Raw genomic sequence first — 26,229 nt, forward strand, 5'->3', positions numbered from 1 at the left:
ATCCACGTTCCGATTAGAACTCAGTGGAAGTGCTGGCCTCGCGCCATGGCAAGGTGATGCGGCTGGTGGTGGGCGCCGCTGACAAGAAGCCCGATGAAGCCAAGCCCACGGACGCGCACGACCTCCCCCGGATCAGCGGACGTCACTGTGAGCCGAATGCCATCGTGCAGCACCTCCGTGCGGGCACGCCAGGCAGGCAGCTGGTCCAGTTCACGGGCGTGGGCCGGGATCATGCGCAGAATGGCGTCGAGCGTCCGGCCGGTACCGGTCACCGCGATCTCGATCCCACCGTCAACGGGGCGCTCCGCGGCGACGGCCTTGAGCGTGACCTCGTTCATGTCGATGAGGTGCTCGCGCAATGCGGCGAGGGTCACCTTGGACCAATCGGTCGTGGGGTCGGCCTCCAGGATGCGGACGATCTCCTGGATCGTGCCGAAGGCGTCCTGGCCGGGCAGCGTCGGTGTTGCGGCTGTAGCCGGCCGGTGCATCCCCGCGTGACCGTGGGGCGGAGCCTGGGCTGCCACGGGCGCAAGATGCAGCGCGCCGAGGGCGCCTGCAGCGGTGAGGATAGCCATAGCCATGATGGCGAAGTGCTTTGGCGACATGAAGTGCTCCGCGGAAACGTGTTGCTGGACAAGGTACGGCCTCCCGCCATGCAAAGCGTATGACTGCGGTCATGTGGGATCGGTATCGGCTCCCTTGATCTAGACTTCGTCAGCGCGCCGCCTGGGACGCAGACTCGTTCGGGCCCATTCCGCGATCCAGCCGGCCGCGATGCCAAGCGCGGGGTTCAGTGCGAAGGTCGCGACTGCGGCGGCGGCGATGGCCGGCCGGCACTCGCTGCGGACCTCGAGCAGCCGCCGCGACAGAGCGAGATCACTGCCAGCGAGGATCAACAACGCGCCGAGCGCACCCGATGGAACCACCGCGAGCAGGCGAGCCGCGTCCTCCGCGAAGAACAGGCCCATCGGCAGCAGCAGCGCGCCGAGCAGGACCGGCGCCCAGCCGGTGCGCGCCCCGAAGCGATGCTGTGCAATCAGCCCCCCCGCGCCATGGCACATCGGCAGGGCCCCAAAGGGCGTGAGCAGCACATTCGCTCCGCCCGTGACCAAGCCGAGCCGGCGTTCAGAGGCATGCGCCGCCGAGGCGGGCGGGAACATCTCGCGGACCAAAAGGGCGGGCAGCAGCACGGCATTGGCGAGCGTGAGCGGCAGTTGCGGCAACGCGCCGAACAGCAGCCCGTGCCAGGCCTCCTCGCCGCTGCCTGGCAAAACGAGCGGCGGCATGGCGAAGGCTACCGAGGGCATCGGCGGCAGCGCCGTGCCTGCGGCGAGATCCACGGCAATGGCGGCTGCGAGGGCAAGCGGCACCGAAGGGAGACGTGGGACGAGCCGCGGCAGGCCGAGCAGCAGGACCAGGGCGATGCCCGCTGTGAGCGGCCCCGCCCAGACAAGCCCGATCCCGATCCATGCCATGCTGGCGCCCACGCCGAGTTGCAGACCCAGCACCGCAGAGCGCGGAACGACGCGCGCCGCCCAGGCCGTTGCACCCGATAGCGTCAGCGCCAGCAGGATCAGCCCGCCCGCGATCCCCGCGGCTGCAACCTCGCCCGGCACCAGCCCGCCGGCGATCACGAGGGCGCCGACCGCCTTCATCGGCTGCACCGGCATCGGCAGGCGGTAGATGACACCGGTCGCGATGAGGAACACGCCGAAACCCACCAGCACGCCGCCGGCCGACATGCCCGCAACCGCGACTGCGCCGAGCAAGACAGGCAGCAAGGTACCAAGGTCGCCGAAGGCGCCGCCCACCTCGCCGGCAATCGAGGGGCGTGCGGTGGGCTTCATGCTGCGGCCACCACGGGCAGGTGCACGCTGCCGTCATCGTCGCGCCGAAGCCGTCCCGCCCGTTCCAAACGGGCAAGGGCGCGGTATGTCGCTTCGTGTGACAGGCCCAGTTCCGCTGCCAGGGTCTTCCAGGACCTATCGAGCCGCCGCGAACCGTCAGGCTCCGACGGCAGGGCATGCAGCACGTCGAGGATCCGATCCGCCGCGTGAGGCAGGGCCAGGCGCTCAGCCCTCGCACGCTCCGCGACAAGGCGCGCTGCCAGGTGTGCCGCGATGCGCCAGCCAAGCGATGGATCGGTCTCGGCCGCCCGCCGCAGATCTGATGCTGCAAACACCGTCACACGGCTCGGCACCGCGGCGACAGCGTCGCAATGATGGTGGGTCTCGAAGAGCGAGGCCTCTGCGAAGGTGTCGCCAGGCCCGGCGCGATGCAGCACCAGCCGGCGCCCTTCTGGCGAAGTGCGGATGAGTTCCAGCGTCCCGTCCTGCACGAGAACAAGGCCGAGGGCAGGATCGCCGGCGAAGAAAAGTTGGTAGCCCCTTGCCAGAGCGACATCACGGCCGGGTGGAAGGGTGCTGAGGAGATCGAGGCTCATGTGACCGCGATCATATAGAGTGGTGGTGCGCTGCGCGATCCTCCCGATGGACCGCAAGGTAGTGATTTTCTGCTGGGCGTGACGCTGGTCTTGCCGACGACGGCTCAGACCCGCACCGCGGGAGCGTAGCGTTGCACACCGGGCGATGACTCAGACGGCGAGACGCGTCTCATAAACACCAGAGAAGGTTGGAATCCGGTTCCCACCGCTGCTCCAATACTCTCTCTCACAACCTGTCTCTCCCACACGGCAGTCCGCGCTGGGGCGCAGGTTTGGCCGTGGTCTGTGAACGAACCTTGATGGTTCGAAGTCACAACAACCGGCGAGTTCGGACGGGAGAGAGTGGAGAGTCTCCAAACCTTGAGGGTAGGCTGCTTTTATCCTCAAGCTTAAGCCATTGAACTATGGGCGAGTTTTTCTGGCTTGGCATCCGAAATTCAGTAATCCGATTGCCTCAGCAAGCTTGCATTGCGGCGAATCGTTGATCGACCACCAAGCATCTTTGCGGCATCGAGGTGCCGCCTCACCCCGCCGCACGGGACGTCCATGGACGACAAGGACCGCGTATTCGCCCGCTTCAGGGACGACAAGCCCGAAGCTTCTGATCGCCGTGAACTTCTGACCATTCCACGTCGCGCAGGTGCTTCCGGCAGCAGAGTGGTCGAGGTCGTGCGTGTCCGATCCGGTGGTGCTGTCAGAGATCTACGATCCCTTCCTCGGCAGCGGCACGACGCTGATCGCCGCGGAGACGACCGGGCGGGTCTGCCACGCGGTGGATATCGATCCGCGCTATGTCGATGTGGCGATCCAGCGTTGGCAGCGCATACCCGGCAAGGTGAAGCCACCGCGCCCGGCGCGTCGACAGTGATCTTTCAGCGAGGGTCGGCGGTGACTCCGAATGCGCTCTTGACGGAGGTGCTGGGTCGCCACGGTCGTTAGCGGCGGACGAGAGGCGAGCCCTTCACTGGATCGGCAGCCGGATTTCCGCCTCCTGGAGCGCCGGTACGAACTCGAAGAACCGATCGCCGGGGTATTCGGCCTGCTGGTCGGCGTCCGTGTACCGCCGCACCTCCGCCCGCTCGAGGTCCACCAGCCGGCTTTCGCAGGCCAGTGCCACGGAGGGCTCGGCGCCGTCCGTCACCTCCATCGTGTCCATCAGCCCCGCCCAGAGCGGAAACGGGTCCGCCACGAAGGCGCCCTGCGCATCCAGCAGCGCACCGCACAGCGTGACCGGCCGCAGCCGATAGCTGCGGTCGGCCAGCGCGATATCCACCACCTCCTGCGGCACCGGCGAGAGCGCGAGCGTCAGGCGGACGGCGCGCAACTCCACCGTCTCCTCCACATCCGAGATCGCGTCACGTCCTGTTGGTAGTAGATGCGCCATGCTTCGTTCCGCAGAGCACCCACCGCGCTGGCACCCTCCGCTGCGATGTATGCCACCCGTTCGGGCTTGATGGGCTTGCCGCGCCACTCCATGCCGTAGGCGATGGCATTGGCCACATGCAGGGCGAGGAACGATTTCAGCGATGCTGGCGGCCCGTAGATGGTGGCCATCGTATCGCGCTGAATCACATCCGGGATCACGCGCCCGGCTTCGGGATGCCCACGCCGAACCCACATCGCATGCAGGACGTCGTGGACGACCGGACGCATCCCGATCCGCCGAGACCTCCCAGATTTCGTCCTCGGGCCATCACGCCGACCGGCATGCTCGACGATGATGGAGCCACGGTTCCAGTCGACGTGGCGCCAGCCGCGGCGCCGGGCCTGATGGCATGGAACATCTCCGCGGCGACATTCGACCCGGCGGCGGCGACGCTCTCGGTCGGGGTGACGAAGCCGCGGATAGCCTGATGAAGGCACAAAGCCTGACCGGCATCCTGAAGGCCATCGCGGCGTCGTAGTGGCCCCAACGGTCAGCAGCGCCCCACGCTCGAAGCATTGGACCGAGTAGCATGGGAAGGTGCCGGCTTTCATTCTCGTTCGCGCTCTAACCGAGCCCTTCGCGTTCAAGCCGATCGAACTCGGCGATGAGCCGAGCGAGCCGGTCCAACAAGGCTGCATTGGCCTCGGCGAGGTCCGTTGCGACCAGCGCACTTCCGCTGCCGTCGAAGGCGAGCCTCCAGGTGCGATCTTCCGCCTGTTCGACCCAGCCGCGGCGACGGAATGCCTCGAGCTTGCGGCGCACCGTCTCGCGGGGGATGCCTGTAAGATCGGCCAGGCGCTGCGCGTTTGTTGCGGCATCGGCCGGACCGTCCTGCCCCTTGCGGGCGTCGCGGCTCCGACCCTGGCCCCTTGCAAAGCGCGCCCTCTGCCCGACCGGGCCCAGGCCGAACGCGGCGAGCAGCAGCGCGTCGTCCAGGTCCCCCATCTGCCGACGCAGATCCGACATGTGTGAAACGAAGAAGATCGACCATGCGAGGTGGTATTCAGGAAAGCGTGCCCGATAGGCGCGGATGAAGCCGTCTGCGGCGCGATGATCGCCATTCGGCCCGCCTGGCCCCTCCGGTTTCATGCCTGGTTCCCGCCGTCGCCGCCGCCGGCGCGAAGCACTTCGCGCCAGACGCCCATTTTGGGCACCTACTGCCTTGCGGTGGAAGCCTCCTCTCGGCAGACCCCCCCGGCAAGCGCACGCTGGGGGAGATGTTCATGGCTGTGGAGATGCGGCTCGATGGCCAGGTGGCCATCGTGACGGGTGCTGGCGCGGGCATCGGCCGCGCGTCGGCCGAGACGCTCGCCACGGCGGGCGCGGCCGTGGTGGTCAGCGACCGCGATGCCGCCACGGCACAGGCGGTCGCGGACGCCATCAGCGCGCGCGGCGGCGATGCCATCGCCCGGGCCTGCGATGTGACCGACGAAGCCGCGCTGACCGCGCTGACGGATGCGGCCATCGCACGCTTCGGCCGGCTGGACATCCTGGTGAACAATGCCGGCGGCGGCGGACCCAAGCCCTTCGACATGCCGATGTCCGACTTCGACTGGGCCTACCGGCTGAACGTCTATTCGGTGTTCCGCCTGTGCCAGCTGGCGGCGCCGCACATGCAGGCCGCTGGGGGCGGGGCGATCGTCAACATCTCCTCGATGGCCGGTGAGAACCGCAATGCGCGTATGGCCTCCTACGCCTCGTCCAAGGCGGCGGTGAACCACCTGACGCGCAACATCGCCTTCGACCTCGGCCCGATGGGCATCCGCGTGAACGCCATCGCACCCGGGGCCATCCGCACCGCCGCGCTGTCCAGCGTGCTCACGCCCGAGATCGAGAAGGCCATGCTGAAGCACACGCCGCTCGGCCGGCTTGGCGAGGCGTCGGATATCGCCAACGCGGTGCTTTTCCTCTGCTCTCCGTTGGCGACCTGGGTCAGCGGCCAGGTGCTGACGATCAGCGGCGGCGGCGTGCAGGAACTGGATTGAAGCGGAAGGACGCACAGCATGACCTATGATCCCCTCGCCGCCTTCCGCATGGATGGCCACGCCGTCATCATCACCGGCGGCGCGCAGAATATCGGCGCCGGCATCGCGCGCGCCTTCGCAGGCGCCGGCGCGAAGGTGATGATCGCCGACCTCGACGGCGACAAGGCGACCGCGACGGCGGCGACGATCGCCGCTGAGTCCGGCCAGGATGTGCGGGGGACGGCCTGCAACGTGACGAAGGAGGCCGATATCAAAGCGACGGTGGCGGCAGCCGTCGCGGCCTTTGGCGGGCTGTCCACCCTGGTGAACAACGTCGGCTGGGGCGGCGTGAATCCCGACCCGCTCGCGGTCACCGAGGAGCAGATGATCGACAGCTACAAGCTGAACACGATCAGCGCCTACCGCATGACCGCCGCCTGCATGCCACACCTGCTCACGGCGAAGAACCCGGCGGTGATCAATTCCGGTTCGTTCTCCTCCGCTGTGCCGGCTTACGACATCCTGGCCTATGGCACGGCGAAGGCGGCGCTGAACCAGCTCATGGTGAGCCTGGCGCATGCGCTGGCAAAGAAGGTGCGGGTCAATTCCATCCTCATCGGCACCGTGATCACAGCGGGCTATGCCTCCGCCGGCATCGACGCGGCGACGCAGCAACGGATGATGCATCCCGACACGCTGACCGGCCGCCCCGGTACGCCGAAGGACGTGGCCAACGCCATGCTCTGGCTCGCCTCGCCGGCCGGAAGCTGGGTGAGCGGGCAGACCATCAACGTCCATGGCGGCGGCAGCGTGGTGCGCCTCTTCGGCCATTGAGGATCGCGGTTGCCCTGCTGGCGCTGCTGGCGCTGGCCACGCCGGCGCGCGCGCAGAGCCCTGGCAACGCGACCGGCCTCGGTGGCCCCGGCACGGCAGATCTTCCGGCACTCGCGGAGGGTGCCACGATCAGCGCGGTCGAGGTCGAGTTGCGGGGAGAGCCGGATGCCCAGGGCACCGTTGAAGCCGCCACGCGGCGCGCCTTCGGCCTTTCGCCCGGCATGCCCTTCGATCCGATTGTCACGGAGGCGGCGTTGGGGCGCGTGCGCGCGCTGCCAGGCGTCAGCGACGCGACCTTGCGGCTGGCGGTCGACAGCGCGCACCGCAGCCTGACCATCGTGCTGCGCGTCGTGCGCGACGGCGCGGCGCCGGGCGGTCCCTCGGGCATACTGGCGGAGCAGGGGATCCGGGGCTTCCCCACGATCTGGCGCGACGAGCGGAGCCTCCTGACTTTCATCGCCAATGGCGGGCTCGGCACGTTCTCCGACGGCCATCCCTGGTTCGGCAGGCCATCCACCTTCACACGCGGCAGCCCGCTGGCGCTCAATCCGCCGCAGGGCGTCGGCACGGGCGCACGCGCCAGCTGGGCCGAAGCCTATGCCGAATACGGCATCGGCGGCGCGACGCGGCTGCTGGACGGTCCTTTCTACCTCTATGGCGCGGTCACCGGGCTGGCCGCGATCACGTCGGGGCGCGACATTTTTCGCGACGACACGCGCTCCGCCAACGAGCTGAACCGCGCCTATGCCGGGCTGATCTACGCGCCCGCTGACAGCGACCTCCGCGTCAACGCCTCCGTGGGCAAGCAGAGCTTCACGCTGGAGGACGGTTTCCTGCTCGCGCGCTTCACCCAGCGGCTGAACGCAGGCTGGCTGCCGGGCGTCTATCTCTCGCCGCGCACAGCCGCGGACACGGCTGCCCTGGTCAACCTGCGCGCCGGAAACTGGGTGTTCAACGGCTTCTGGCTGGAGCCGAACCGCAGCGAGGATATCCTCTCCCGCACGCAGCTGCTTGGCGGAAGCCTGCGCTACAATTTCGACATGCACAGCCACGCCGCGGTGAACGCAATCTACGTCCCTGCATCGGACACGGCCTATCTCGTGCCCAACGCCGGCTCACCCGGCGGACGCGAAGGGCTGCTGACCGTGGCGGCGCGTGGCCGGTGGGCCGACCCGGACGTCCTTCCGGGCGTCTGGCTCGAAGGAGCGCTGGCGCATCAGTCCAACCAGAATTTCCCGATGTCGGCCTGGGGCGGCTACGCGCAGGCCGGCTACATCGCACGCTCGCTGCCCTGGACGCCGAGCCTGTCCTATCGCTACGCGGCCTTCAGCGGCGACAATCCCGCGACCTCGCGCTACGAGCGCTTCGACACGCTCTATTCCGGCGGCCTCGACGAATGGCTGCAGGGCATCACGATGGGCAAGCTGTTGACGCAGTCCAACCGCGCGGTCCATCGCGTGCGGCTGAACGTCAGCCCGTGGGAGGGCACGAACCTCACCCTCGACTGGTACCTGAACCGCGCGCTGGAGCTCAACAATCTCGGCGGCAATCCAAGGCTCTCGCAGCTCTCGTCGCGCGACCTTGGGCAGGAGTGGCAGCTGGTGCTTCGCATGCCGCTGAATGAGCGGCTCTATTTCCTGGGTGTCGCAGGCCTGGCGCAACCCGGCGAGGCCATCCGCTCCGCCGCTGGCGGCAGCGCCTCGAACTGGACGACGCTGCAGGCGCAGCTGTTCTGGACGTTCTGAAACACAAGGGGATGCCAGCGGACCATCCTTCGGCCGAAGCCGCGCCATGCTCGAGCCCGGCGCTTGAAGCGGCTGGCCGGCACGCATCGCCGCGGGATCGGCGGCCGAACTGGGTCGCGACGCGCATCGGCTGCAGACGCTGATGGATGGTGCAACAGGATGGCCCCCGACTCGAACACCGCAAGCGGGTCGCCCGGCACGTCGCGGTCCACCACCGCCGGGATGCGCCCGTTCGGATTGATGGCGAGGAAGCCGGGCCGCTTCTGGTCGCCGCGCGAGAGCTCAAGCAGGACGATGCGATGGGCGATGCCGAGTTCCTCCGCCGCGATCGGGATCTTGATGCCGTTCGGCGTCGGCGCCGTGTGGATGTCGAGCATGGGTGCCTGTACTTCAGCGGAGGAAGCGCCCCGGCCCTGCGTCCGGGGCGCATGATGCGGTCAGGCGACGCGCGCCTGCACCAACGGGAAGTCGATCTCCGTGCCGCCGACTTCGTTGACGTAGTTGGTCAGCGTGTTGAGCGCGACATGCAGAATGATCTCGACGACCTGCGCGTCGGAGTAGCCGGCCATGCGCACCGCCGCGAGATCCGTGTCGGAGACATGGCCGCGCTGTTCCACGACCTTCACGGCGAAGCGCACCGCGGCGTCGGCGCGCGGATCGGTCGAGCCGCCGGCACGGTTCGCTGCGATCTCGGCATCGTCGAGCTTCGCCATGTTCTTGCCGATGTAGCTGTGCGCCGAGAGGCAGTAGCTGCAGCCATTGACCTGGGCGACGGCCAGCGCGATGCGCTCGCGCGTGCGGGCGTCGAGGCTGCCCTTCGCCAGCGCGCCGTTCAGGCCAAGATAGCCCTCGAGGGCGGCCGGCGAGTTCGCGACCAGGCGGAACAGGTTCGGTACCACACCGAGCTGCTTCTGCACGGCGTTCAGCAGCGGCTGCGCGGCTTCCGGCGCGGCATCGATGCTGGCGGGGGTGGGGATGCGGGACATGGGTTGCTCCTCATCGTCGACCGAGCCTGATGGCCGGCGTCGTCGCGGAAGCTGCTCCCGAAGCCGGCGGCGCGGAATGCGCGCCTTCGGCAAGAGATTGTTCCGCCTGGCGCAATGGCGCAGGCTCCGCGCACCAGGTACGCGGGGCGACGATGGACCGTCTGCAGAGCATGGAGATCTTCGTCACCGTCGCGGAGACGGGCGGGTTCGCCAAGGCCGCCGGGCGCCTGCACCTCTCGCCGCCCGTCGTCACGCGCGCGGTGGCGGCGCTCGAGGAACGCCTCGGCGTGCGCCTGTTCAACCGCACGACGCGCAGCGTCGTGCCCACCGAAGCGGGGCTGCGGTTCCTCGACAAGGCGCGCAGCCTGCTGCAACAGCTCGAGGAGGCGGAGAAGGACGCCGCCGGCGAGATGGCGCTGCCGACCGGGCAGCTGACCGTGACGGCCTCCGTCTCCTTCGGCCGCGCCGCCGTGGCGCCCGTGGTCGCCGAGTATCTGCGCGCCAATCCGCGCGTCTGCGCCACGTTGCTGATGCTGGACCGCCAGGTGAACCTGATCGACGAGGGCGTCGACATCGCGGTGCGCATCGGCGACCTGCCGGATTCGAGCATGGTCGCGCGCGCCGTCGGGCGTGTTCGGCGGCTGCTGGTCGCCAGCCCAAGCTACCTGGCGCGCCGCGGCGTGCCGTCCACCCCGGCCGATCTGCACCTGCACGAGGCGATCGGCTTCACCGGCCTGATGCCCAATCGCGAATGGCGCTACGTGCAGGATGGGCGCGTCGCGACGCTGCGCCTCGCGCCACGATTCGAGCTGAACGACGCGGCCGCCGCCATTGCCGCCGCCGAGGCGGGCGAGGGCATCACCATTGCGCTCTGCTACATGGTGGCCGGCGCGATCCGCGAGGGGCGCCTTGTGCCGGTGCTCCTGCCGTTCAGCGCGCCGGCCGTGCCGGTCCACCTGGTGACACCGCAGGCGCGGCTGGTGGCGCCGAAGGTGCGCGCCTTCCTCGACCTCGCGGCGCCGCGGCTGCGCGCGCGGCTGGAATCCGACCTCGCCATTCGCCTGGAGGCCGCGCCGGCCTGATCATTGTCGCGGGCGGAAGGCAGTGTTGCCCGCATCGCGCATTCCGCCGGCACCGCCATGGCGTGATCTTCCGCGCATCGCTCGGAAGGACCTCACCCATGCCGCTGCTCTCCCGCCGCTTCTTCGGCAACGCCCTGCTCGCCGCGCCGCTGCTGGGCGCAGGCCCCGCCGCCGTCACCACCGCCGCCGCCACCACGCCCGGCGCGCCGCCGCCGGTCATCCGCCGGCGCGTGGGCCGCTTCGAGGTGAGCTTCCTGCCCGATGGCTACATCGACTTCCCCTATGCGGTGTTCACCGGCATCGCGCCGGAGGCGCTGGAGGGCGCGGCGCGCGGGATGCACATCGCGCGGCCCAGCGGCATCCGCTCGGGCTTCACCCAGTGGCTGATCCGCGACGGCCGCCACACCGTGCTGGTGGATGCCGGCCCGGCCGGCACGGTCAGCCCGACCAGCGGCCGCCTGCCGCAGGCACTTGCCGCCGCGGGCGTGCGGCCCGAGCAGGTGGAGGCGGTGATCGCCACGCACCTGCATGTCGACCACATCGCCGGGCTGGTGGCCGGCGGCCGCCGCGTCTTCCCGAATGCCGAGGTCTTCGCCGACCGCCGCGACGTCGCGCATTTCACCGACCCCGCCAAGGCGGCCGCGGCGCCGGACCTGCTGAAAAGCTCGTTCCAGGCGGCATCCGAGCTGGTGCGGCTCTATCCGCGCCTGCAGCGCGTGGACGAGCCGCAAAGCATCATCCCCGGCGTGACCACCTTCGACCTCGCCGGCCATACGCCGGGCCAGGTCGGCGTGCGCATCGAGGATGGCGGCGAGAGCCTGCTGCTGGTCTCCGACATGCTGTTCCACCCCGGCCTGCATCCGGCGCATCCGGGCATCGGCATCCTGTTCGAACAGGACCGCGCGGCGGCCGATGCGTCCCGCGCGCGCTTCTTCGACCAGGCGGCCGCCGAGGGCGCGCCGCTCGCCGCGACGCACATGCCCTTCCCCGGCGTCGGGCGCATCGTCGGCGCGGGCAGCGCGCGCACCTGGCTGCCCGCCGATTTCGACTACGCCGCCTGAGGCGGGCCGCGCCATGACCCACGAAACCCGCCCCCCGCTGCCGCCCTTCACGCGCGAGAGTGCCGTCGTGAAGGTGCGCGCCGCCGAGGATGCCTGGAACAGCCGCGACCCCGCGCGCGTCGCACGCGCCTACACCGCGGACAGCCGCTGGCGGAACCGCGCCGAATTCCCGCAGGGGCGCGAGCAGATCCGCGCCTTCCTCGAACGCAAATGGGCGCGCGAGCTGGACTACCGGCTGGTCAAGGAACTCTGGGCCGTCGAGGGCGACCGCATCGCGGTGCGCTTCGCCTATGAATGGCGCGACGACAGCGGCCAGTGGTTCCGCAGCCACGGCAACGAGAACTGGGAATTCGACGCGCAGGGCCTGATGCGCCTGCGCTTCGCGTCGATCAACGACCGGCCGATCACCGAGGCCGAGCGGCTGTTCCGCTGGCCTTCCGGCCCGCGCCCGGCCGACCACCCCGGCCTGTCCGACCTCGGGCTGTAAGGCGCGGCCGGCCGGCTGCGGCGACACGCAGCCGGCCGGGTCCGCACCGCACCCCGCCTTGCCTGCACGCACCGCCGGCGTGACCGGACGGTGCGCGACCCCTTCGCCACGGCGCGCGGCCTGAACCCGCGCGCGCAGGGCACCGGCGCGGCGGTGCAGCGTCCTTCCGCGCGGACGATCAGCCTTTCACACACAGGAGAAACGACGATGACCTTCATGATCAACCGCCGCCTCATGCTCGGCGGCCTCGCCGGCGCCACCCTCGGTGGTTCCTCCCTCGCGCTCGCGCAGTCGCGCACGGGCGGCACCATCAACCAGATGCATGCCGGCCAGGCGCTGATGGGCTACGACGCTGTCGCCTATTTCGCGGGCACGGCGGTCGCCGGGCGCGAGGACCTCACCGTCGCGCGGGGCGGCGGCACCTATCGCTTCGCGACGGCGCAGAACCGCGACGCCTTCCAGAGCAACCCGGCGCGCTACGAGCCGCAATACGGCGGCTTCTGCGCCTGGGGTGTCGCGAACGGCAAGCTGTTCGCGATCGACCCGGTCGCCGGCTGGGAGGTCCGCGACAACAAGCTGTTCGTCTTCTTCAACGCGGGGGTCATGGGCCTCTGGCGGGCCGATCGCGCCACGCTGCTCGGCCGCGCCGAACAGAACTGGCCGCGCCTGAACGCCTGATCCCTGGCTGTGCCACGGGCGCGGCGTTCGCGCCGCGCCTCCTCCCGCAACGCCCGAAGGACACCGCCCACATGGACACCAACGAGACCGCTTCGAACGACCCCGGCCGTCGCGTCGCGATGCGCGCCGTCGCCGGGGCCGTCGCGGCCGGCGCCATCGCCGGCACGGCGGCGGCGCAGACGCCCTCGCCCTACGCCGACCCGCCCAACCCCGCCCTGCCGCGCAGCACCATGGAACTGGTGCGCGGCCGCACCGCGCTGGTGGTGGTCGATCCGCAGAACGACTTCCTGACCGAGCGCGGCGTCGCCTGGGGCGTGGTGGGCGAGAGCGTGCGCGAGCACAACGTGGTCGCCAACATCGAGCGCCTGTTCCGCGCCGCCAAGGCGGCCGACATCCCCGTCGTGGTCTCCCCGCACTACTACTTCCCGACCGACCATGGCTGGAAGTTCGAGGGCACGCTGGAGCGGGTGATGCACAGCCTCAAGATGTTCGATCGCCCGGGCCCGCTCAACATGACCGGCTTCGAGGGCTCGGGCGCCGACTTCGTGGACATCTACAAGCCCTATATCTTCGATGGGAAGACGATCATCGCCTCGCCGCACAAGATCTATGGGCCGGAGCAGAACGATGTCGGCCTGCAGCTGCGCAAGCAGCGGGTCGACCACGTGATCCTCGCGGGCATGTCGTCGAACCTGTGTGTCGAGAGCCACATGCGGGAGCTGATGGAGCAGGGCTTCGAGGTCGCGGTGGTCAGGGACGCGACCGCGGGTGCAAAGGTGCCGGAGGGTGATGGTTATCTCGCCTCGCTGATCAACTTCCGCATGGTGGCGAACGCCGTCTGGCGCACGGAGGAGGCCGTGGCGAGGATCCTCGCCGTCCGCAGCTGACCTGGCGACAGCGAAGCCTGGATCGCGCCGCGAACACGCCGTCGAGAGGCGGTCCGCGGCGCCTTCCGCTCCCGGGCGGGCATGAACACCCGCGCGACATCAATCCCACGACGACGGCGGCGGCTGGTTCCGAAGCGACGAAGACTGGAATTGGGCGTCCGGCGCGCGCGCCTTGCGCGCCTGCGCTTCGCCTCGATCAGCGACCCGCCACTCGTGGAGATCGAGCGCCTGTTCCGCTTGCTGCCTGGACCGCGCGCGACCGAACATCCCGGCCACACTGAACTTTGCTTGCAGGAGACGCAGCTTGGCACACGCCTACATGGACCTGGTCTTTACACCGCAGGTGCGGGCGGAGCAGGAACGCCACGGCAGCCGCGCCGGCTATGCGCGGTCGGATCGGGGCGAGCAGCACCACGACCGGCTTGGCCCGGAGGAGGCCGCCTTCATCGGCGCGCGCGACAGTTTCTACATGGCGACCGTGGGTGAGACCGGATGGCCCTATATCCAGCACCGCGGCGGGCCCGCGGGCTTCGTGCGGGTGCTCGACGAGACGACGCTCGGCTTTGCCGATTTCCGCGGCAACCGGCAGTACGTCTCGCTCGGCAACCTGGCCGGCGACGACCGCGCGGCCTTCTTTTTCATGGACTACGCCCATCGCGCGCGGCTGAAGCTGCTCGGCCGGGTGCGAACGACGGAGGACCCGGCGCTGCTCGAACGGCTCGCGGTCCCGGGCTATCCGGGCAAGGTCGAACGCGGATTCCTGATCGAGGTGGCCGGCTTCGACTGGAACTGCCCGCAGCATATCACGCCGCGGTTCACGGCGACGCAGGTCGAGGCCGCCGCGGCGCCACTGCGCGCCCACGCCGAGCTTCTGGAGCAGCGCTTGCGCGAGTTGGACGCCGAGGCGGGCTCCGACCCGGGCGCAGGAGCCCGCTTGTCATCGGGGCCTTGATCGGCGCGACCCTGCCGGCGGGTTGCCGAGCCCCGGTGTCAGAACTCGGAGAGTTGTCACGCTCGTAGAGGCGCCCGACGCACCCCAGAGAAGGTTGGATTCCGGTTCCCACCGCTGCTCCATCGAAACCGCAGATATCCGCCTGCTTCCACCCGATGGCCTCCATCGGGTACCCGGCGTTTCCGGGTCCCTTCCGGCCGCCCGTTGGGCACCATCTGGGCAGTCTCGCGGGAGGGCGTATCGTGCTCTTGAGGCCAACTGCCCAGGCGGATCGGGCGGCCGGGCATCCTGCTGCGATGCCAGGCCCGGAGATCCTCGGACTGCCCGGCCTGCCCGGCGCCGACAGGCTCATGCGGCACGCCTTGTAGCGCTGTGGAGACGGGGTTGTTGGCGGCGAAGCTGTAGCCTTCGAACAGCGGATCGAACACGGGTCGAGCGATGACATGCTGGGCCAGCATCTCGATACCCTCGTCCTCGGTGGGACTGTCGTTCAGGTCGTCGCGAATCTCCGCAAGGAACGTCTCGAACGCCTTCCGCTCTACGGACCCTTCGACCTGCACTGCCGTGCAGATGCGCAGTATGTCTACCCGCGCAATCTCAGCGACGCTCTTGGCCCAATCCTCCCAACAGGTCCGCGTGCCGCACCGCTTACCTGACGCCGCAGCAGGAATCTCGCTTGTTGGCCTCCTACCGTCAGTGGCTCGCACTCGCGCGTGCACCGCTGGCGGCGATTGGCGCCACGTACCTGGTGGGGCGCCGCGACGGTCGCGATGCCCGCAGTGTCGAGGCCATGCGCGAGGAACAGCAGACGAGGACGGTTGGAGATGCGGCGGCTCGTGATGCTGAGCGGCTGCGGCGTGGGGATTTCTGAACGGTCCTGTCCGCGCGTGACGGAGTTCCCCGCAGAACTGCAGCGGCAGGCCGTCCTCGAACGCGCCAACGCGCCGGCCCTGGCGCGCAGGATGGATGCGATAGCGGCGGATCGCGCGTTCAATCACGCGCTTTGCCGGCGATCGTCATCGTGTCGACCGTGCCCGGCGGGCCCCGCGCTTCCGCGCCTGCGTCTTCAAGTCCGCTCGCGTCACGACAGCACGGCACCGCAAAATGACGCCGGCGCCCGCGCCTTCGTTCGTATGTCAGCCTCCGGGGCCGTCCCTCATGACGTATCCCATCAGGTCCCCCACGTTGCGCTCCAGATCCCGAATGATGTCCTTGACGACGTCTCCGATCGAAATCACGCCCACGACCTTGCCGGCGTCCAGCACAGGGAGATGGCGAAACCCGCGTGCAGCCATCATTGTCATGCAGCCCTCCAGCTGGTCGTCCGGCTTGACCGTCACCGGGTTGCCCGTCATCACCTGGCTCACCCGCGTTTGCTTCGCATCGAGCCCGGGCAGCAGCACTTTGATGGCGCAGTCACCCTGGGTCACGATACCGACCAGCACGTCGTCGTCGATAACCAGCACCGACCGGACACGGTTGTCGCGCATCTGGCGCAGAGCCTCGACGACCATGTCGTCGGAACGCACATGGATCAGGGCGCCACTCTTCTGGGCCAAAGTGCCTTTGACTGTATTCATCGGTTCCTCTCGTGGGCCCTGTCCTTCCCCGCCTTGGTAGTTTGCATCGAATGCAAGTGCATCGGCAACGTCGACGTCACCTTGCCGGGCGCAGGGCGGGGCGACGTCGCGGATGCCTCGCTCGACACCAGCAGCATCGCCTTCGTGCTCGACTGCCATGCGTGGTCCGACAACAGCGTGCGCGTGACGGCGCGGAACGTCAGCGCCTCGGCGGTGGACCTCGCCGGGGCACCGCTCGCAGCGCAAGTCACGGAACGGCGAATCGGCCAGCGCCAGAGCAGCTGCAGTGCCGCAGACAGCACACGCAGAGCCTTGCGCCTCGCACTGCGCTAGGTGCGACTTGCGCGACTGCCGCGGCCTCCGTCGTGTGTCTCAGCCAGTTCACCCGGCGCCGACAGGCGCGTTCAGGGCGGGACCGGCCACGACGAAACCCCGATCACCGAGACATGGGCGCTCACGAGCACCAACCAGAGCGCCATGCCGAGGAACAGACGCTGCGGTGCTGCCCGGAAGGTGCCCTGCGGCTGCAGCGCCGCGAACCGCGCTTCGCCCCAGCGTCGCCGCCGGCGCGCATCGAGCAGCGCCGGGCGCGCCGGCAGCATGTGGCTGGCCAGGAACACGGCCCAGGCGGCGGCGTCTTCGCCCCAGTCGCCCATCACCCCGGCTTCCCGTCCGGCCGCGGCAGCAGCAGCATCGGCGCATAGGCGACCAGGAACAGCACGAAGGCCAGCACCCAGAGCAGCGCCGCGCCGACCAGCCCGGGGAACGGGTCGGCCAGCGCGACGCCACCAAAGACGCGCAGCAACGCCGCCCCCAGCAACGCGACAAATGCCGCGGTCGTCATTGGCGAGGCGGTGAGGCCGCGCCCGGTATGCCCGAGCGTTGCGCGTGTCATCACCGCCATGACCATCATCGCGATCGCGCCGGCGAGTTGCAGATGCAGCCAGGCCGCCGACCAGGCGAAGCCGCCGAGCAGCGCCGCCGCCTTGAGCGCGAGCGCCAGTGCCACCAGCAGGTAGGCCAGGTGCAGCACCCACAGCAGCGGCTCATGCAGCGTCCGCAGCCCGTGCCAGCGCGACAGGCGCAGCGCGACGCAGGCCGCCGCCACCGCCGCGACCAGCCCCGCCGCGACGCCTCCAGGGGCGGCAAGATCCACCGCGGCCACGCCGACCAGGGCCAGGATCGCCGCGCGATCCACGCCGGGCAGCGGCGCGAGCTCCACCGGACGGCCCGCCTTGCGCAATGCATTCACCGTGAAGGCCGGCACGATGCGCCCGCCGATCAGCCCGACCAGCACCAGCGCCATGTTCGCCATCAGCTGCTGGCCCGGCGCCCAGCCGGGCGCATCCCACCAGCCGGCGGCCTCCCCCGCCATCATCAGCTGCCCCGACCAGAAGGCCATCACCAGCACCGGCGGGCCAAACAGCCGCGCGGTCCGCGCCTTGATGAGCGCAGGCAGCACCAGCAGCATCGTCGCCGGCAACGGCACCAGCGCGAGCGCCAGCGCGATGCCGGCCGGCACGGGCGATCCGGGCAGCAGCGCGAGCCGCGCGGCCAGGAAAAGCCCCGCGATCACCACGAGCGGCGCCCCGGAATAGCCGCGCCGACCGGTCCAGTTCGGGATCGCCGTCATCAGGAAGCCGACCATCGCCGCGCCGATGAAGCCGGACAGGAGCTCATGCGCGTGCCAGCGCATCATCGGAAGCGGCCCCTCCGGCAGCGGCACGCCGGCGAAGGACAGCGCCCACAGCGCGACGCCGGCGGGCGCGACGAGGCCCGCCATGAGGAAGAAGGGCCGGAAGCCGTGCGCGAACAATGCCATCACGCCCCCTTTGGCCGGAAGGCCACGCAGGCGGCCGGATCGGTCTCGAGCCGCGGCCCGCCGATGAGGTCGATGCAGTACGGAATCGCGGGAAACACCGCATCGAGGCATTCGGCGATGGCCGAGGGCTTGCCGGGCAAGTTGACGATCAGGCAGGAACCACGGGTCCCCGCGACCTGGCGCGACAGGATCGCGGTCGGCACCGCACGCAGGGAGACGGCGCGCATCAATTCGGCGAAGCCGGGCAACATGCGGTCGCACACCGCCGCAGTCGCCTCGGGCGTCACGTCGCGCGGCGCAGGGCCGGTGCCGCCAGTGGTCACGACCAGCGGGCAGCCCTCGACATCCGCGAGTTCGGCCAGGGCGGCCTCGATCGCCGGCCGCTCGTCCGGCACCAGCCGGCGCGCCGGGCGCCAGGGGGTGGCGAGGATGCGCGCCAGCGCCGCCTCGATCCCCGGCCCGCCCTGGTCCTGGTAGATGCCTCGGAAGGCGCGGTCGCTGACCGTGACCACGCCGACCGGCACCATCGTGCTCATGCGCCGAAGCGCGGGAACAGCACGTTGTTCTCGAGATGGATGTGCTGCGTCAGGTCCTCGGCGAATTGTGCCGTGCCGGCATAGAGGGCGCGCCAGGAATTGCAGGCATCCTCGGGCGGCTCGTGGCCGTGCGTGATGGCCTCGAGCTCGCGCAGGCGGGCGCCGTGGTCGTCGTGCTCGTCGCGCATCAGCTCCATCGCCATGGCCGGGCCGTGGCCGACGCGCAGCATGGGAAACAGTCCCTGTTCCTCCTTCTGCATGTGGTCGCCCATCTCCCATTCGATGCGGGTGAGCAGGTCGGCGAGGCCGCGCGGCGCGTCGGGGTGGTCGCGGTGCACTGCCTCGACCCGCCGCGCGAGGCGGATCAACTCCGGCACCTGCGCGCGATGGACCTCGTGGTAGCGGGCGATGATGTGGTCGATCAGCGCGCCGGTCTCCTCCGGCACGTCGGGCGCGCCGGGGGCGAGGGCCGCGAGTTCAGCCTCGATCGCGGGCAGCGCATCGGGTGCCACGGCATCGGCCAGGAGCACGGCGCCACCGCAGCAGAAATCCAGCTTGCGGCGACGAAAGACGGCGGTCGCGCCGGGCAGGGCAGCGGCGATGTCGCCGAGCTGGCGATTGGCGAATCCGAGGTCGGTGGCGGCACTCATGCGGGTACTCCCTTGCTGGTCCGGTTGGGCAGGGAAAGCGGGATCAGCCCCATCTCAAGGCTGGCGGCGATGCGTCGGGCGCGTTCGACCACATGTGCCGCGCCGGCGGGTGGCAGGCGCGCCGCGGCGGTCTCCTCGAACAGCGCCAGCCAGCGGGCGAAATGCGCGGTGCCAAGGCCGAGATGCGCATGCGCCTGCATCGGCTGGCCGTGATAGGTGCCGGTCATCAGCGCGACCGAGGACCAGAATTGCGTGAGGCGGGCGATATGCGCCTCCCAGTCCGCCACGCCGGCGAAGGCGGCGCCGAGCAGCGGATCCTGTCGCGCCGCGCCATAGAAGGCCCGCAGGAAGGCTTCGAGCACCGCCTCGTCCAGGCCGGTCGCAGCGCGCAGATCCCGTGTCAGGGCGGCGCGGCGTTCGGGGGTTTCAGGGTGCATGTACAATTCGGTATCCTTGATACCAATTACCATCGATCAGAATTGTGGTATCGTCAATGCTAATTTCTGCGGCCACCACGGTTGCTTGGCGCCCGGAGCGAAGGAAGCCGGCCATGACCCGACCGACCAACAGCCTCGCCTCGCCCGTCTGCTTCCAGCACGAACTGGAACCGGATGCGGCCGGCGGCTTCGCGGCGGTGGACCCGCAGCAGCGGCGCGATGTTGCGCGCTTCCGCCGCGCCGCTGATCGCCGCCCGCGTCGCCCCTGGCGCAGCAACGCGAGCGACCCTGTCCGCGCGCATCGCCGCGCATCTCGACACGCGGCTCGGCGATCTGCGCGACGTCGTCGTCTCGGCCTGGATGCCGTTCCGCGGCGAACCCGACTTGCGGGCCTGGATGGCCTCGGTCACGTCTGACGTCGTGCTGTACGCACGCCTTACCCATTCCCTGTCAGGGGGCCGCCAATGCGCCTTCTCGCTTCGACCGACTTTGCGCTGCGCATCCTCCTGAAGCTCGGCGAGGATCCGGCGCGCCAGCTCTCGACCGAGGAGCTGTCGGCAGGCATCGGCGTGCCGCGCAACCATGTGCAGAAGATCGTGCAGGACCTGTCGGCCGCGGGCCTGGTGCGGACGCAGCGCGGCGCGCGCGGCGGCGTCACGCTGGCCCGACCAGCGAGCGAGATCCATATCGGCGCGATCGTCCGCCGGCTCGAAGCCGGCCAGGCGCTGGTCGAATGCTTTCGCGCCGATGGCGGGGCCTGCTGCTTCTCGCCGACCTGCCGGCTGGCGGGCGTGCTGGCGCGGGCGCAGGACGGATTCATGGCGGTCCTGGACGCGACGACGCTGGCGGCCTGCCTGACCGCCACACCACATATGGTGGCTGACGAGGCTAGATGAATACCATATCCTGGGTCATGCCCGAGTCGCACCTCCTGCGGCCGGCGTGGAAGGTCGCCCATGGACGGTTCGCTCCCCGGCGCGCGTCAGCGCCAGATTCTCCCTGCAATGCCTGGTGCCGGCTTCGGCGAGGCACCGCTACCGGCGCGCTCCGTCGATCCCGGCATGGGCCTCGCGGTGGCGCGCCGCACCGTCTTCCGCCCGGACGACGCCGAGGATTTCGGCCGCGTCGCTGACCGCGTCGCCGCCGGCAATATGGCGCTGCTGGGCGAACGCGCCGATGCGGCCGAACAGGCGCGTCTGCGCAACGCCATCGCCACCGGCGCGCTGATCACCTCCGGGCGTCACCTGCAGCATGGCGACGCAGCGCAGCCCTCGCGCAACATGGAGGTCTTCACCAACTGCGCGACCGCCATCACCAGCTTCGCGCTGTTCTACCTGCTGCTGAACGGCAGCGGCGTCGGCCGCGCCTATGACGACGAGCTGGTGGCGGTGGATTGGGGCCAGGCGCCGCGGCTGCTGCTGCACCTGTCGCCCGAGCATCCCGACTTCCCCGACACGCGTGAGGAGATCCACCGCTTCGGCGCCGAGTTCGCCCTGCTGCCCTGGGGCACCACCCTCGCGGCGATGAGCGAGGCGCAGGAGGCGGAGATCCGCGCCTTCATCGCCCGCGAGATCCTGCGCGAAACGCAGGCCGTGCCGCCGCACGCCATCCGCCACGTCATCGCCGACAGCCGCGAGGGCTGGGGCAAGGCCGTGGAGCTCCTGGAGAGCCTGGCCTTCGCGGGTGCCGCGGACCGCACGCTCCTGCTCGACTTCTCCGCCATCCGCCGCTGCGGCGCGCCGATCGCCGGCATGCAGGGGCGCCCGGCCTCGGGGCCATTGTCGCTGATGCGCGCCTTCGTGAACCTGCGCCACCAGGTGATCGAGCCGGCGCGCCACCGCAGCCCGGCTGACGAGGCGCTGGCGCCCTGGGAGCAGGCGCTGCTGGTCGACCACCACCTGTCGGTCGAAGTACAGGTCGGCGGTGCGCGGCGCGCGGCGCGCATGGCGACGAAGTCCTGGCGCGACCCGGGCATCTTCCGCTTCATCCGCCTGAAGGCCGAGGGCGGTCTCTGGACCGCCAACAACTCCGTCATGGTTGATGCCGAATTCTGGGCGGGCGTGCGGGCCGCGCGCGCGGGCAGCGACGCGCCGCTCGCCCGCCATGCGCTGGCGGTGTTCGAGGAAGCGACGGCCTGCGGCTACATCAACGGCGAGCCCGGCTTCATCAACGGCGACCGGCTGGAGGACCACCGCACCGGCACCGCCTGGGCCAAGCCCGTGCACACGGACGGGCGCGACGTGCGCTCGGCGCGCTATGCCGCGGACCATGCCGTGCCGCTGCTCGCGGCGCTCGGCCACCGCGCGGCGCAGGCGCGCTTCCCCGCCACCACCAACCCCTGCGGCGAGATCACGCTGCACGTCACGGGCGGGTACTGCGTGATCGCCGATTTCGCGCCGCTGCTCGCCTGCCCGCGCGACCTTGCGGCGATGACGCCGGGCCAGGTGCCTGACGACGTCGCAGCGCAATGGGATGCGCGCGTCGAGGACAGCGTGCGCCTGGGCGTGCGCTTCCTGATGCGCGCGAACACGATGGATGCGCTCTACGCCGACGAGGTGCGCCGCACCAACCGGATGGGCATCGGCCCGACCGGCCTGCACGAATGGGCCTGGATGCGCTGGGGCTTCGGCTTCGAGGACCTGCTGGACGAGGACCGCAGCGCGCCTTTCTGGGAGATGCTCGGCCGACTGTCGGAGGCGGCGAAGCAGGAAGGCATCGCCTATGCCGCGGAGCTCGGCATGCCGGCGCCCTTCACGGTCACGACCGTCAAGCCGGCCGGCACCACCAGCAAGCTGTTCGGCCTGACCGAGGGCGCGCATCTGCCGGCGCGTCGCCAGTACCTGCGCTGGGTGCAGTTCAAGGGCGTGAAGGCCGAGGCCGGCTGGGCGCACGACGCCGACCCGCTGCTGGGCGACTACGAGGCGCGCGGGTATCCGGTGCGCGGCCTGCAGAGCTTCCCGGGCATGTCCATCGTCGGCTTCCCGACCTTGCCGCTGATCCAGCGCCTTGGCATCGGCGATCGCCTGGTGACCGCGCCGCAGGCCACCCCGGCGCAGCAATACCGGTGGCTCGGCCTGCTGGAACGCCACTGGATCGGTGCGGCGCGCGGCAACCAGGTGAGCTACACGCTCAAGGTCTTCACCGACCGCCACGACCTCGATGCGTTCCGCGACCTCGTGCTGCGCCACCAGCCTGAGATCCGCTGCTGCGCCATCCTGCCGAGCCGCCCGGACAAGGAACTCGGCTACGAATACCTGCCGGAGGAGGAGGTGCACGCCGCGCGCTTCGCGGCGATCGTCGACGGTATCGAGGATGCCGCGCTGCACGAGGCGGTGGACATGACGCACCTGGCCTGCGCATCGGGTGTGTGTCCGATCTGAGCGCCATCGTGAGCCTGTCGCTCGGGTCCGGCCGAGCGGCACGCGGCACTCCGGCAGCGCCCCAGTCGATCTGACCGACAGCCGCACCGTCTGGGGTCATCCCGCCTTCTCTGCCAATGCCGCCTGCGCGAGGACTCCACCACGGGACGCGACGACGTGAGTCGTCGCCTGATGGCGCGCAACGTCCCCACGCCGAGACAGCCCACCTGGCACCATTGCGCGTGGCCGCCGCCGCACCAGCACGAAGGCGGCCGGCGTGAACCAGAAGGCCAGCAGCGGCGACAGCAGCACGCCGCCCGCGATCGCCATGGCGAAGGGCGGCCAGAACCCGCCGCCGCCCAGGATCAGCGGCAGGAAGCCGCCGAAGGTCGTGATCGCCGTCGACAGGATGTGACGGGTCGCACCCACCACCACCTCGGCCATCGCCGCCTGGTCCCCCGCCGCCACCGCGTCATCCTCCTGCAGCGCCGAGATGACGATCAGCGCCGCATTGATGGACACGCCGATGGACCCGATCAGGCCGATGATCGCATTGATGCCGAAGGGATAGTTGAAGACCGCGAGCGCCAGCAGCGACAGCCCCGCCGACAGGCCCGCCACCATGAAGGCAATCAGCGTGAGCCGGAAGGAATTGAAGGTCAGCACCACGATGGCGATCGACAGCACCACGATCAGCCCGAGCAGCGCAATGAGCGCGCGCACCGTCGACGCACGCGCATCGGCGTCGCCGCCGGTCTCCATCCGCACGCCCTCGGGCAGGCGGAAGCCCTCGGCATCAAGGCTCCGCAGGATGGCGCCGAGCGCTTCCTGCGGCAGCACGCCGGGCATGAGGAAGGCCTGCACGGTGTTCACCCGTTCGCCGTTGCGGCGCGTCACCGCGCTGTCGGCCGGGGTCAGCCGCAGCGTGCCGAGCGCCGACAGCGCGACGCCGGGAAACTGCCCCTGCGCCGACAGCGCCGCGGCGTTGGGTGGCAGGATCGGCATGTCGGCGATGGCGGTCGGGTCGCTGCGCAGCCCGGCGCCCAGCCGCACCCGCACCGGCAGTTCCTCGGTCCCTTCCAGCAGGGATCCGCCGATCACGCCCTCGAGCCCCGCCTCCAGCTGCCGTGCCACCTGCGAGAGATCGAGGCCGAGCAGCCGCGCCCGTGCCTCGTCGATGTCGAGCATGAGCTTGGGCGCGCCGCCGCCGATCGTCGTGCGCGCAACCACCACCTGCGGCTGCGCGGCGACGCGCGCGCGCAACGCCTCGCCGACCGCACGCAGCGCGGCGACATCCTGGCCGACCAGGCGCAGTTCCACCGGCGCATCCACCGGCGGCCCCTGGACCAGTCCGCGCACCAGCAGCCGCGCCTCGGCGAAGGCCGGCGGCAGGCTGGACTGGAGCGCGCTGAGCAATCGTTCGGTGGCCGCCGCGGACGTCGTGGTGATCAGCGCCTGCGCGAAGCCCGGCGCCTGGTCGCGGTTGCCCACGATATTGTAGTAGAAGGCCGGCGCCGACCGGCCGAGCACCCAGGTGACCGAGACGATGTCATCCTCCGCGCCGAGCCGCTCGCCGATGGCGCGCACCGTGCGGGCGGTCTGCGCGAGCGAGGCGCCGTCGGGCAATTCCACGTCGATGGTGAACTGGTCGCGGTCCACCCCGGGAAAGAACTGCGCCGTCAGCGTCGGCAGCGACAGGAAGCCGAGCACCGGCAGCACCAGGGACAGCGCGACGGCGCGGACCGGGTTGGCCAGCGCAAGCCGCACGCTGCCCCTGAACAGGCGCGGCAGCGGCCCTTCGCGCCGGCGCGCGCCGCCGGCCATCGGCAGCCACCAGCCCGCGATGGCGGGCGTGATGGTCATTGCCACCACGAACGACCAGGCCAGCATCACCACGACGGCGATCGCGATCGACCCCACGAAGTCGCCCGCCGGCCCGGGCAGCAGGATCAGCGGCAGGAAGGACAGGATGGTCGTGACCGTCGAGGCCAGCAGCGGCATGGCCAGCGTGCGGACCGAGGCCGCGACGGCGTCCAGCCGGGCCGCGCCGCGGCGCAGCCGCACGCCGATGTCGTCGACCATGACGATCGCCGCATCCACCAGCAACCCGAGCGCCACGATCAGCCCGGTGACCGACATCTGGTGGATCGGGATGCCAAGCGCCTGCAGCGTCGCCACCGAGACGAGCGTGACGACCGGCAGCGCCAGCGCGACGACCAGCGCCGACCGCCAGCCCAGCGTCAGGAACAGCACCAGCACGACAAGCGCGACGCCCTGCGCCATGTTGATCGCGATCTCGCGCAGCCGCTCGTCGGTGTAGCGGCTCTGGTCGAACACCAGCGCGACGCCCAGGCCCGCCGGCATCCCGGCGCCGTGGCGCTGCGCCGTCGCGCGCATGCGCGCCATCCAGCGGTCCACCTGCAACCCTTCCTCGAGCTTCGCCGAGACCAGGATCGCCCTCTCGCCGCGATGGATCGCCGCCTGCGTGGCCGGTTCGCGCGCGCCGCGCGTCACCGTCGCGATGTCGCCCAGCAGCACCGCGCGGCCCGCCATGTCTTCCCGCACCACGACCCGGCGCAGGCGATCGAGCGCGGTGATCTCCCCGGTCACGCCGAGCAGCAGGTCGCTCGATGCGCCGCGCATCCGCCCCGCCTGCACCTTGGAATCCGCCGCCCTGATCGCGGCGGCGATCGCATCCGCGGTCAGGCCGAGAGCAGCCGCCCTGGCGGGATCCACGCTCACCAGGACTTCCTCGGTTGGCGATCCGTGCAGGTCGACAAGCCTGGTGCCGGGGACGCTACGCAGCGCATCGGCCAGCGCCTCCGCCTCGCGCGCGGCGCGCGCCAGCGATTCGCCGTCAGGCACGGTGATCGCGAAGATCGCGGCATAGCCGCCGGCGCCGTCGCTGTTGAATTCCGGCTCCTGGACTCCGGCGGGGAAGTCGCGGCGCACATCGGCCAGCGCGTCGTGGATCTCGGCCCAGACCTGTTCGATGCGCGCGGCGGGCACGGTGTCCGCGAGGTCGATCAACACCACCGAGACGCTGGTGGAGGAGGTGGAGGACAGCTCCGCGATCTCCGGGATGGTGCGCAGCCGCGTCTCGATCTTGGCGGTCACCAGCGCCTCGACCCGGCCGGGATCGGCGCCGGGATAGACGGTGGTGATCGACGCGAAGATGTTGGTGATGGTCGGATCTTCCTGCCGCCCGATGGTGAGGAAGGCGGAGAGCCCCGAGACGATGACCACGAACAGCGCCAGCACGACCAGGCGGGGCTGGCGGAAGAACAGGGTCTCCATCGC

Annotated in this window: 30 protein-coding genes; 13 read left to right on the forward strand and 17 right to left on the reverse strand. The window is 70.2% G+C overall.

Annotated features, from left to right (window positions below; translation table 11 throughout):
* Nucleotides 1-20: 20 nt before the first annotated feature.
* The 3 genes from LQ222_RS01095 to LQ222_RS01105 form a co-directional block, all read right to left on the reverse strand.
* Nucleotides 21-605, reverse strand: a complete 585-nt coding sequence (locus LQ222_RS01095; RefSeq protein ID WP_111472484.1) for a hypothetical protein — start codon at nt 603-605, stop codon at nt 21-23.
* 99 nt (nt 606-704) lie between these two features.
* Nucleotides 705-1,847 carry a putative sulfate/molybdate transporter gene (locus LQ222_RS01100; RefSeq protein WP_111472485.1) on the reverse strand — a complete coding sequence of 381 codons (1,143 nt, stop codon included), beginning with the start codon at nt 1,845-1,847 and terminating at the stop codon, nt 705-707.
* Nucleotides 1,844-2,443 carry a Crp/Fnr family transcriptional regulator gene (locus LQ222_RS01105; protein ID WP_111472486.1) on the reverse strand — a complete coding sequence of 200 codons (600 nt, stop codon included), beginning with the start codon at nt 2,441-2,443 and terminating at the stop codon, nt 1,844-1,846. The genes LQ222_RS01100 and LQ222_RS01105 overlap by 4 nt, the downstream gene beginning before the upstream one ends.
* A gap of 673 nt (nt 2,444-3,116) precedes the next feature.
* On the opposite strand from LQ222_RS01105, the gene LQ222_RS01110 reads away from it, so the two are divergent.
* On the forward strand, nt 3,117-3,311 hold the full coding sequence (locus LQ222_RS01110) for a DNA methyltransferase (RefSeq protein ID WP_230163912.1): 195 nt from the start codon (nt 3,117-3,119) through the stop codon (nt 3,309-3,311).
* Nucleotides 3,312-3,404: 93 nt separating this feature from the next.
* On the opposite strand, the gene LQ222_RS01115 is transcribed toward LQ222_RS01110, so the two are convergent.
* Nucleotides 3,405-3,767, reverse strand: coding sequence for a hypothetical protein (locus tag LQ222_RS01115; protein WP_230163913.1), 363 nt, complete (start codon nt 3,765-3,767; stop codon nt 3,405-3,407).
* On the reverse strand, nt 3,749-4,096 hold the full coding sequence (locus LQ222_RS01120) for an AAA family ATPase (RefSeq protein ID WP_230163914.1): 348 nt from the start codon (nt 4,094-4,096) through the stop codon (nt 3,749-3,751). Before LQ222_RS01120 ends, LQ222_RS01115 begins: the two co-directional genes overlap by 19 nt.
* A gap of 54 nt (nt 4,097-4,150) precedes the next feature.
* Here LQ222_RS01120 and LQ222_RS01125 point away from each other — a divergent pair, with 54 nt between their 5' ends.
* Complete coding sequence (locus tag LQ222_RS01125; protein WP_230163915.1) at nt 4,151-4,297, forward strand: hypothetical protein; 147 nt, start codon at nt 4,151-4,153, stop codon at nt 4,295-4,297.
* Nucleotides 4,298-4,433: 136 nt separating this feature from the next.
* On the opposite strand, the gene LQ222_RS01130 is transcribed toward LQ222_RS01125, so the two are convergent.
* Nucleotides 4,434-4,958, reverse strand: a complete 525-nt coding sequence (locus LQ222_RS01130; protein ID WP_230163916.1) for a helix-turn-helix domain-containing protein — start codon at nt 4,956-4,958, stop codon at nt 4,434-4,436.
* 134 nt (nt 4,959-5,092) lie between these two features.
* Here LQ222_RS01130 and hdhA point away from each other — a divergent pair, with 134 nt between their 5' ends.
* Genes hdhA through LQ222_RS01145 form a run of 3 tightly spaced genes read left to right on the forward strand, consistent with a single transcriptional unit; the run spans nt 5,093 to nt 8,412 of the window.
* Nucleotides 5,093-5,854 (forward strand): 7-alpha-hydroxysteroid dehydrogenase, encoded by a 762-nt coding sequence (hdhA, locus tag LQ222_RS01135; RefSeq protein ID WP_230163917.1) that lies wholly within the window; start codon nt 5,093-5,095, stop codon nt 5,852-5,854.
* Between the two features lie 18 nt (nt 5,855-5,872).
* A complete protein-coding gene (locus LQ222_RS01140) occupies nt 5,873-6,667 on the forward strand; it encodes an SDR family oxidoreductase (RefSeq protein WP_230163918.1) in 795 nt (264 codons plus the stop codon).
* A complete protein-coding gene (locus LQ222_RS01145; protein WP_230163919.1) occupies nt 6,664-8,412 on the forward strand; it encodes an alginate export family protein in 1,749 nt (582 codons plus the stop codon). Before LQ222_RS01140 ends, LQ222_RS01145 begins: the two co-directional genes overlap by 4 nt.
* Here the strand turns inward: LQ222_RS01145 and LQ222_RS01150 are convergent.
* On the reverse strand, nt 8,298-8,789 hold the full coding sequence (locus LQ222_RS01150; RefSeq protein ID WP_230163921.1) for a glutathione S-transferase N-terminal domain-containing protein: 492 nt from the start codon (nt 8,787-8,789) through the stop codon (nt 8,298-8,300). The two genes, LQ222_RS01145 and LQ222_RS01150, sit on opposite strands and share 115 nt — an antisense overlap.
* 60 nt (nt 8,790-8,849) lie before the next feature.
* Complete coding sequence (locus LQ222_RS01155; protein ID WP_230163923.1) at nt 8,850-9,398, reverse strand: carboxymuconolactone decarboxylase family protein; 549 nt, start codon at nt 9,396-9,398, stop codon at nt 8,850-8,852.
* Nucleotides 9,399-9,550: 152 nt separating this feature from the next.
* On the opposite strand from LQ222_RS01155, the gene LQ222_RS01160 reads away from it, so the two are divergent.
* The 6 genes from LQ222_RS01160 to LQ222_RS01185 all read left to right on the forward strand — a co-directional run bounded on the left by LQ222_RS01160 (nt 9,551) and on the right by LQ222_RS01185 (nt 14,545).
* Nucleotides 9,551-10,480: a LysR family transcriptional regulator gene (locus LQ222_RS01160; RefSeq protein ID WP_230163925.1), complete on the forward strand. Its 930-nt coding sequence runs from the start codon at nt 9,551-9,553 to the stop codon at nt 10,478-10,480.
* A gap of 98 nt (nt 10,481-10,578) precedes the next feature.
* The gene (locus tag LQ222_RS01165) at nt 10,579-11,541 is read left to right on the forward strand and encodes an MBL fold metallo-hydrolase (protein WP_230163927.1); all 963 of its coding nucleotides are present in this window, start codon (nt 10,579-10,581) and stop codon (nt 11,539-11,541) included.
* A gap of 13 nt (nt 11,542-11,554) precedes the next feature.
* Entirely contained in the window at nt 11,555-12,028 is a 474-nt protein-coding gene (locus LQ222_RS01170) for a nuclear transport factor 2 family protein (protein ID WP_230163928.1), read from the forward strand.
* Nucleotides 12,029-12,235: 207 nt separating this feature from the next.
* A complete protein-coding gene (locus tag LQ222_RS01175; protein ID WP_230163929.1) occupies nt 12,236-12,706 on the forward strand; it encodes a YHS domain-containing (seleno)protein in 471 nt (156 codons plus the stop codon).
* A 71-nt stretch (nt 12,707-12,777) separates the two neighbouring features.
* On the forward strand, nt 12,778-13,593 hold the full coding sequence (locus LQ222_RS01180) for a cysteine hydrolase family protein (protein ID WP_230163930.1): 816 nt from the start codon (nt 12,778-12,780) through the stop codon (nt 13,591-13,593).
* A gap of 304 nt (nt 13,594-13,897) precedes the next feature.
* Nucleotides 13,898-14,545: a pyridoxamine 5'-phosphate oxidase family protein gene (locus tag LQ222_RS01185; RefSeq protein WP_230163931.1), complete on the forward strand. Its 648-nt coding sequence runs from the start codon at nt 13,898-13,900 to the stop codon at nt 14,543-14,545.
* A 56-nt stretch (nt 14,546-14,601) separates the two neighbouring features.
* On the opposite strand, the gene LQ222_RS26335 is transcribed toward LQ222_RS01185, so the two are convergent.
* From LQ222_RS26335 to LQ222_RS01225, 8 genes are all read right to left on the reverse strand, one after another.
* A complete protein-coding gene (locus tag LQ222_RS26335) occupies nt 14,602-15,543 on the reverse strand; it encodes a hypothetical protein (protein ID WP_374202140.1) in 942 nt (313 codons plus the stop codon).
* A gap of 138 nt (nt 15,544-15,681) precedes the next feature.
* The gene (locus tag LQ222_RS01195) at nt 15,682-16,284 is read right to left on the reverse strand and encodes a CBS domain-containing protein (RefSeq protein ID WP_230163933.1); all 603 of its coding nucleotides are present in this window, start codon (nt 16,282-16,284) and stop codon (nt 15,682-15,684) included.
* 245 nt (nt 16,285-16,529) lie between these two features.
* Nucleotides 16,530-16,781: a hypothetical protein gene (locus LQ222_RS01200; protein WP_230163934.1), complete on the reverse strand. Its 252-nt coding sequence runs from the start codon at nt 16,779-16,781 to the stop codon at nt 16,530-16,532.
* Nucleotides 16,781-17,947, reverse strand: a complete 1,167-nt coding sequence (locus tag LQ222_RS01205) for an NnrS family protein (protein WP_230163935.1) — start codon at nt 17,945-17,947, stop codon at nt 16,781-16,783. Before LQ222_RS01205 ends, LQ222_RS01200 begins: the two co-directional genes overlap by 1 nt.
* Entirely contained in the window at nt 17,947-18,483 is a 537-nt protein-coding gene (gene mog / locus LQ222_RS01210) for a molybdopterin adenylyltransferase (RefSeq protein WP_230163936.1), read from the reverse strand. Before mog ends, LQ222_RS01205 begins: the two co-directional genes overlap by 1 nt.
* Nucleotides 18,480-19,133, reverse strand: coding sequence for a DUF542 domain-containing protein (locus LQ222_RS01215; protein ID WP_230163937.1), 654 nt, complete (start codon nt 19,131-19,133; stop codon nt 18,480-18,482). Before LQ222_RS01215 ends, mog begins: the two co-directional genes overlap by 4 nt.
* Nucleotides 19,130-19,570: a group III truncated hemoglobin gene (locus tag LQ222_RS01220; protein ID WP_230163938.1), complete on the reverse strand. Its 441-nt coding sequence runs from the start codon at nt 19,568-19,570 to the stop codon at nt 19,130-19,132. The genes LQ222_RS01215 and LQ222_RS01220 overlap by 4 nt, the downstream gene beginning before the upstream one ends.
* A 59-nt stretch (nt 19,571-19,629) precedes the next feature.
* Nucleotides 19,630-19,980 (reverse strand): hypothetical protein, encoded by a 351-nt coding sequence (locus LQ222_RS01225; RefSeq protein WP_230163940.1) that lies wholly within the window; start codon nt 19,978-19,980, stop codon nt 19,630-19,632.
* Between the two features lie 54 nt (nt 19,981-20,034).
* On the opposite strand from LQ222_RS01225, the gene LQ222_RS01230 reads away from it, so the two are divergent.
* Together LQ222_RS01230 and LQ222_RS01235 are read left to right on the forward strand one after the other, a co-directional pair.
* Entirely contained in the window at nt 20,035-20,466 is a 432-nt protein-coding gene (locus tag LQ222_RS01230; protein WP_230163942.1) for an Rrf2 family transcriptional regulator, read from the forward strand.
* 60 nt (nt 20,467-20,526) lie between these two features.
* Complete coding sequence (locus LQ222_RS01235) at nt 20,527-22,950, forward strand: recombinase (protein ID WP_230163944.1); 2,424 nt, start codon at nt 20,527-20,529, stop codon at nt 22,948-22,950.
* Nucleotides 22,951-23,046: 96 nt separating this feature from the next.
* Here the strand turns inward: LQ222_RS01235 and LQ222_RS01240 are convergent, their stop codons facing one another.
* The gene (locus LQ222_RS01240; RefSeq protein WP_230163945.1) at nt 23,047-26,226 is read right to left on the reverse strand and encodes an efflux RND transporter permease subunit; all 3,180 of its coding nucleotides are present in this window, start codon (nt 26,224-26,226) and stop codon (nt 23,047-23,049) included.
* Nucleotides 26,227-26,229 lie beyond the last annotated feature (3 nt).

The organism is Roseomonas sp. CECT 9278, from assembly GCF_918698155.1.
Lineage (GTDB): Bacteria > Pseudomonadota > Alphaproteobacteria > Acetobacterales > Acetobacteraceae > Neoroseomonas.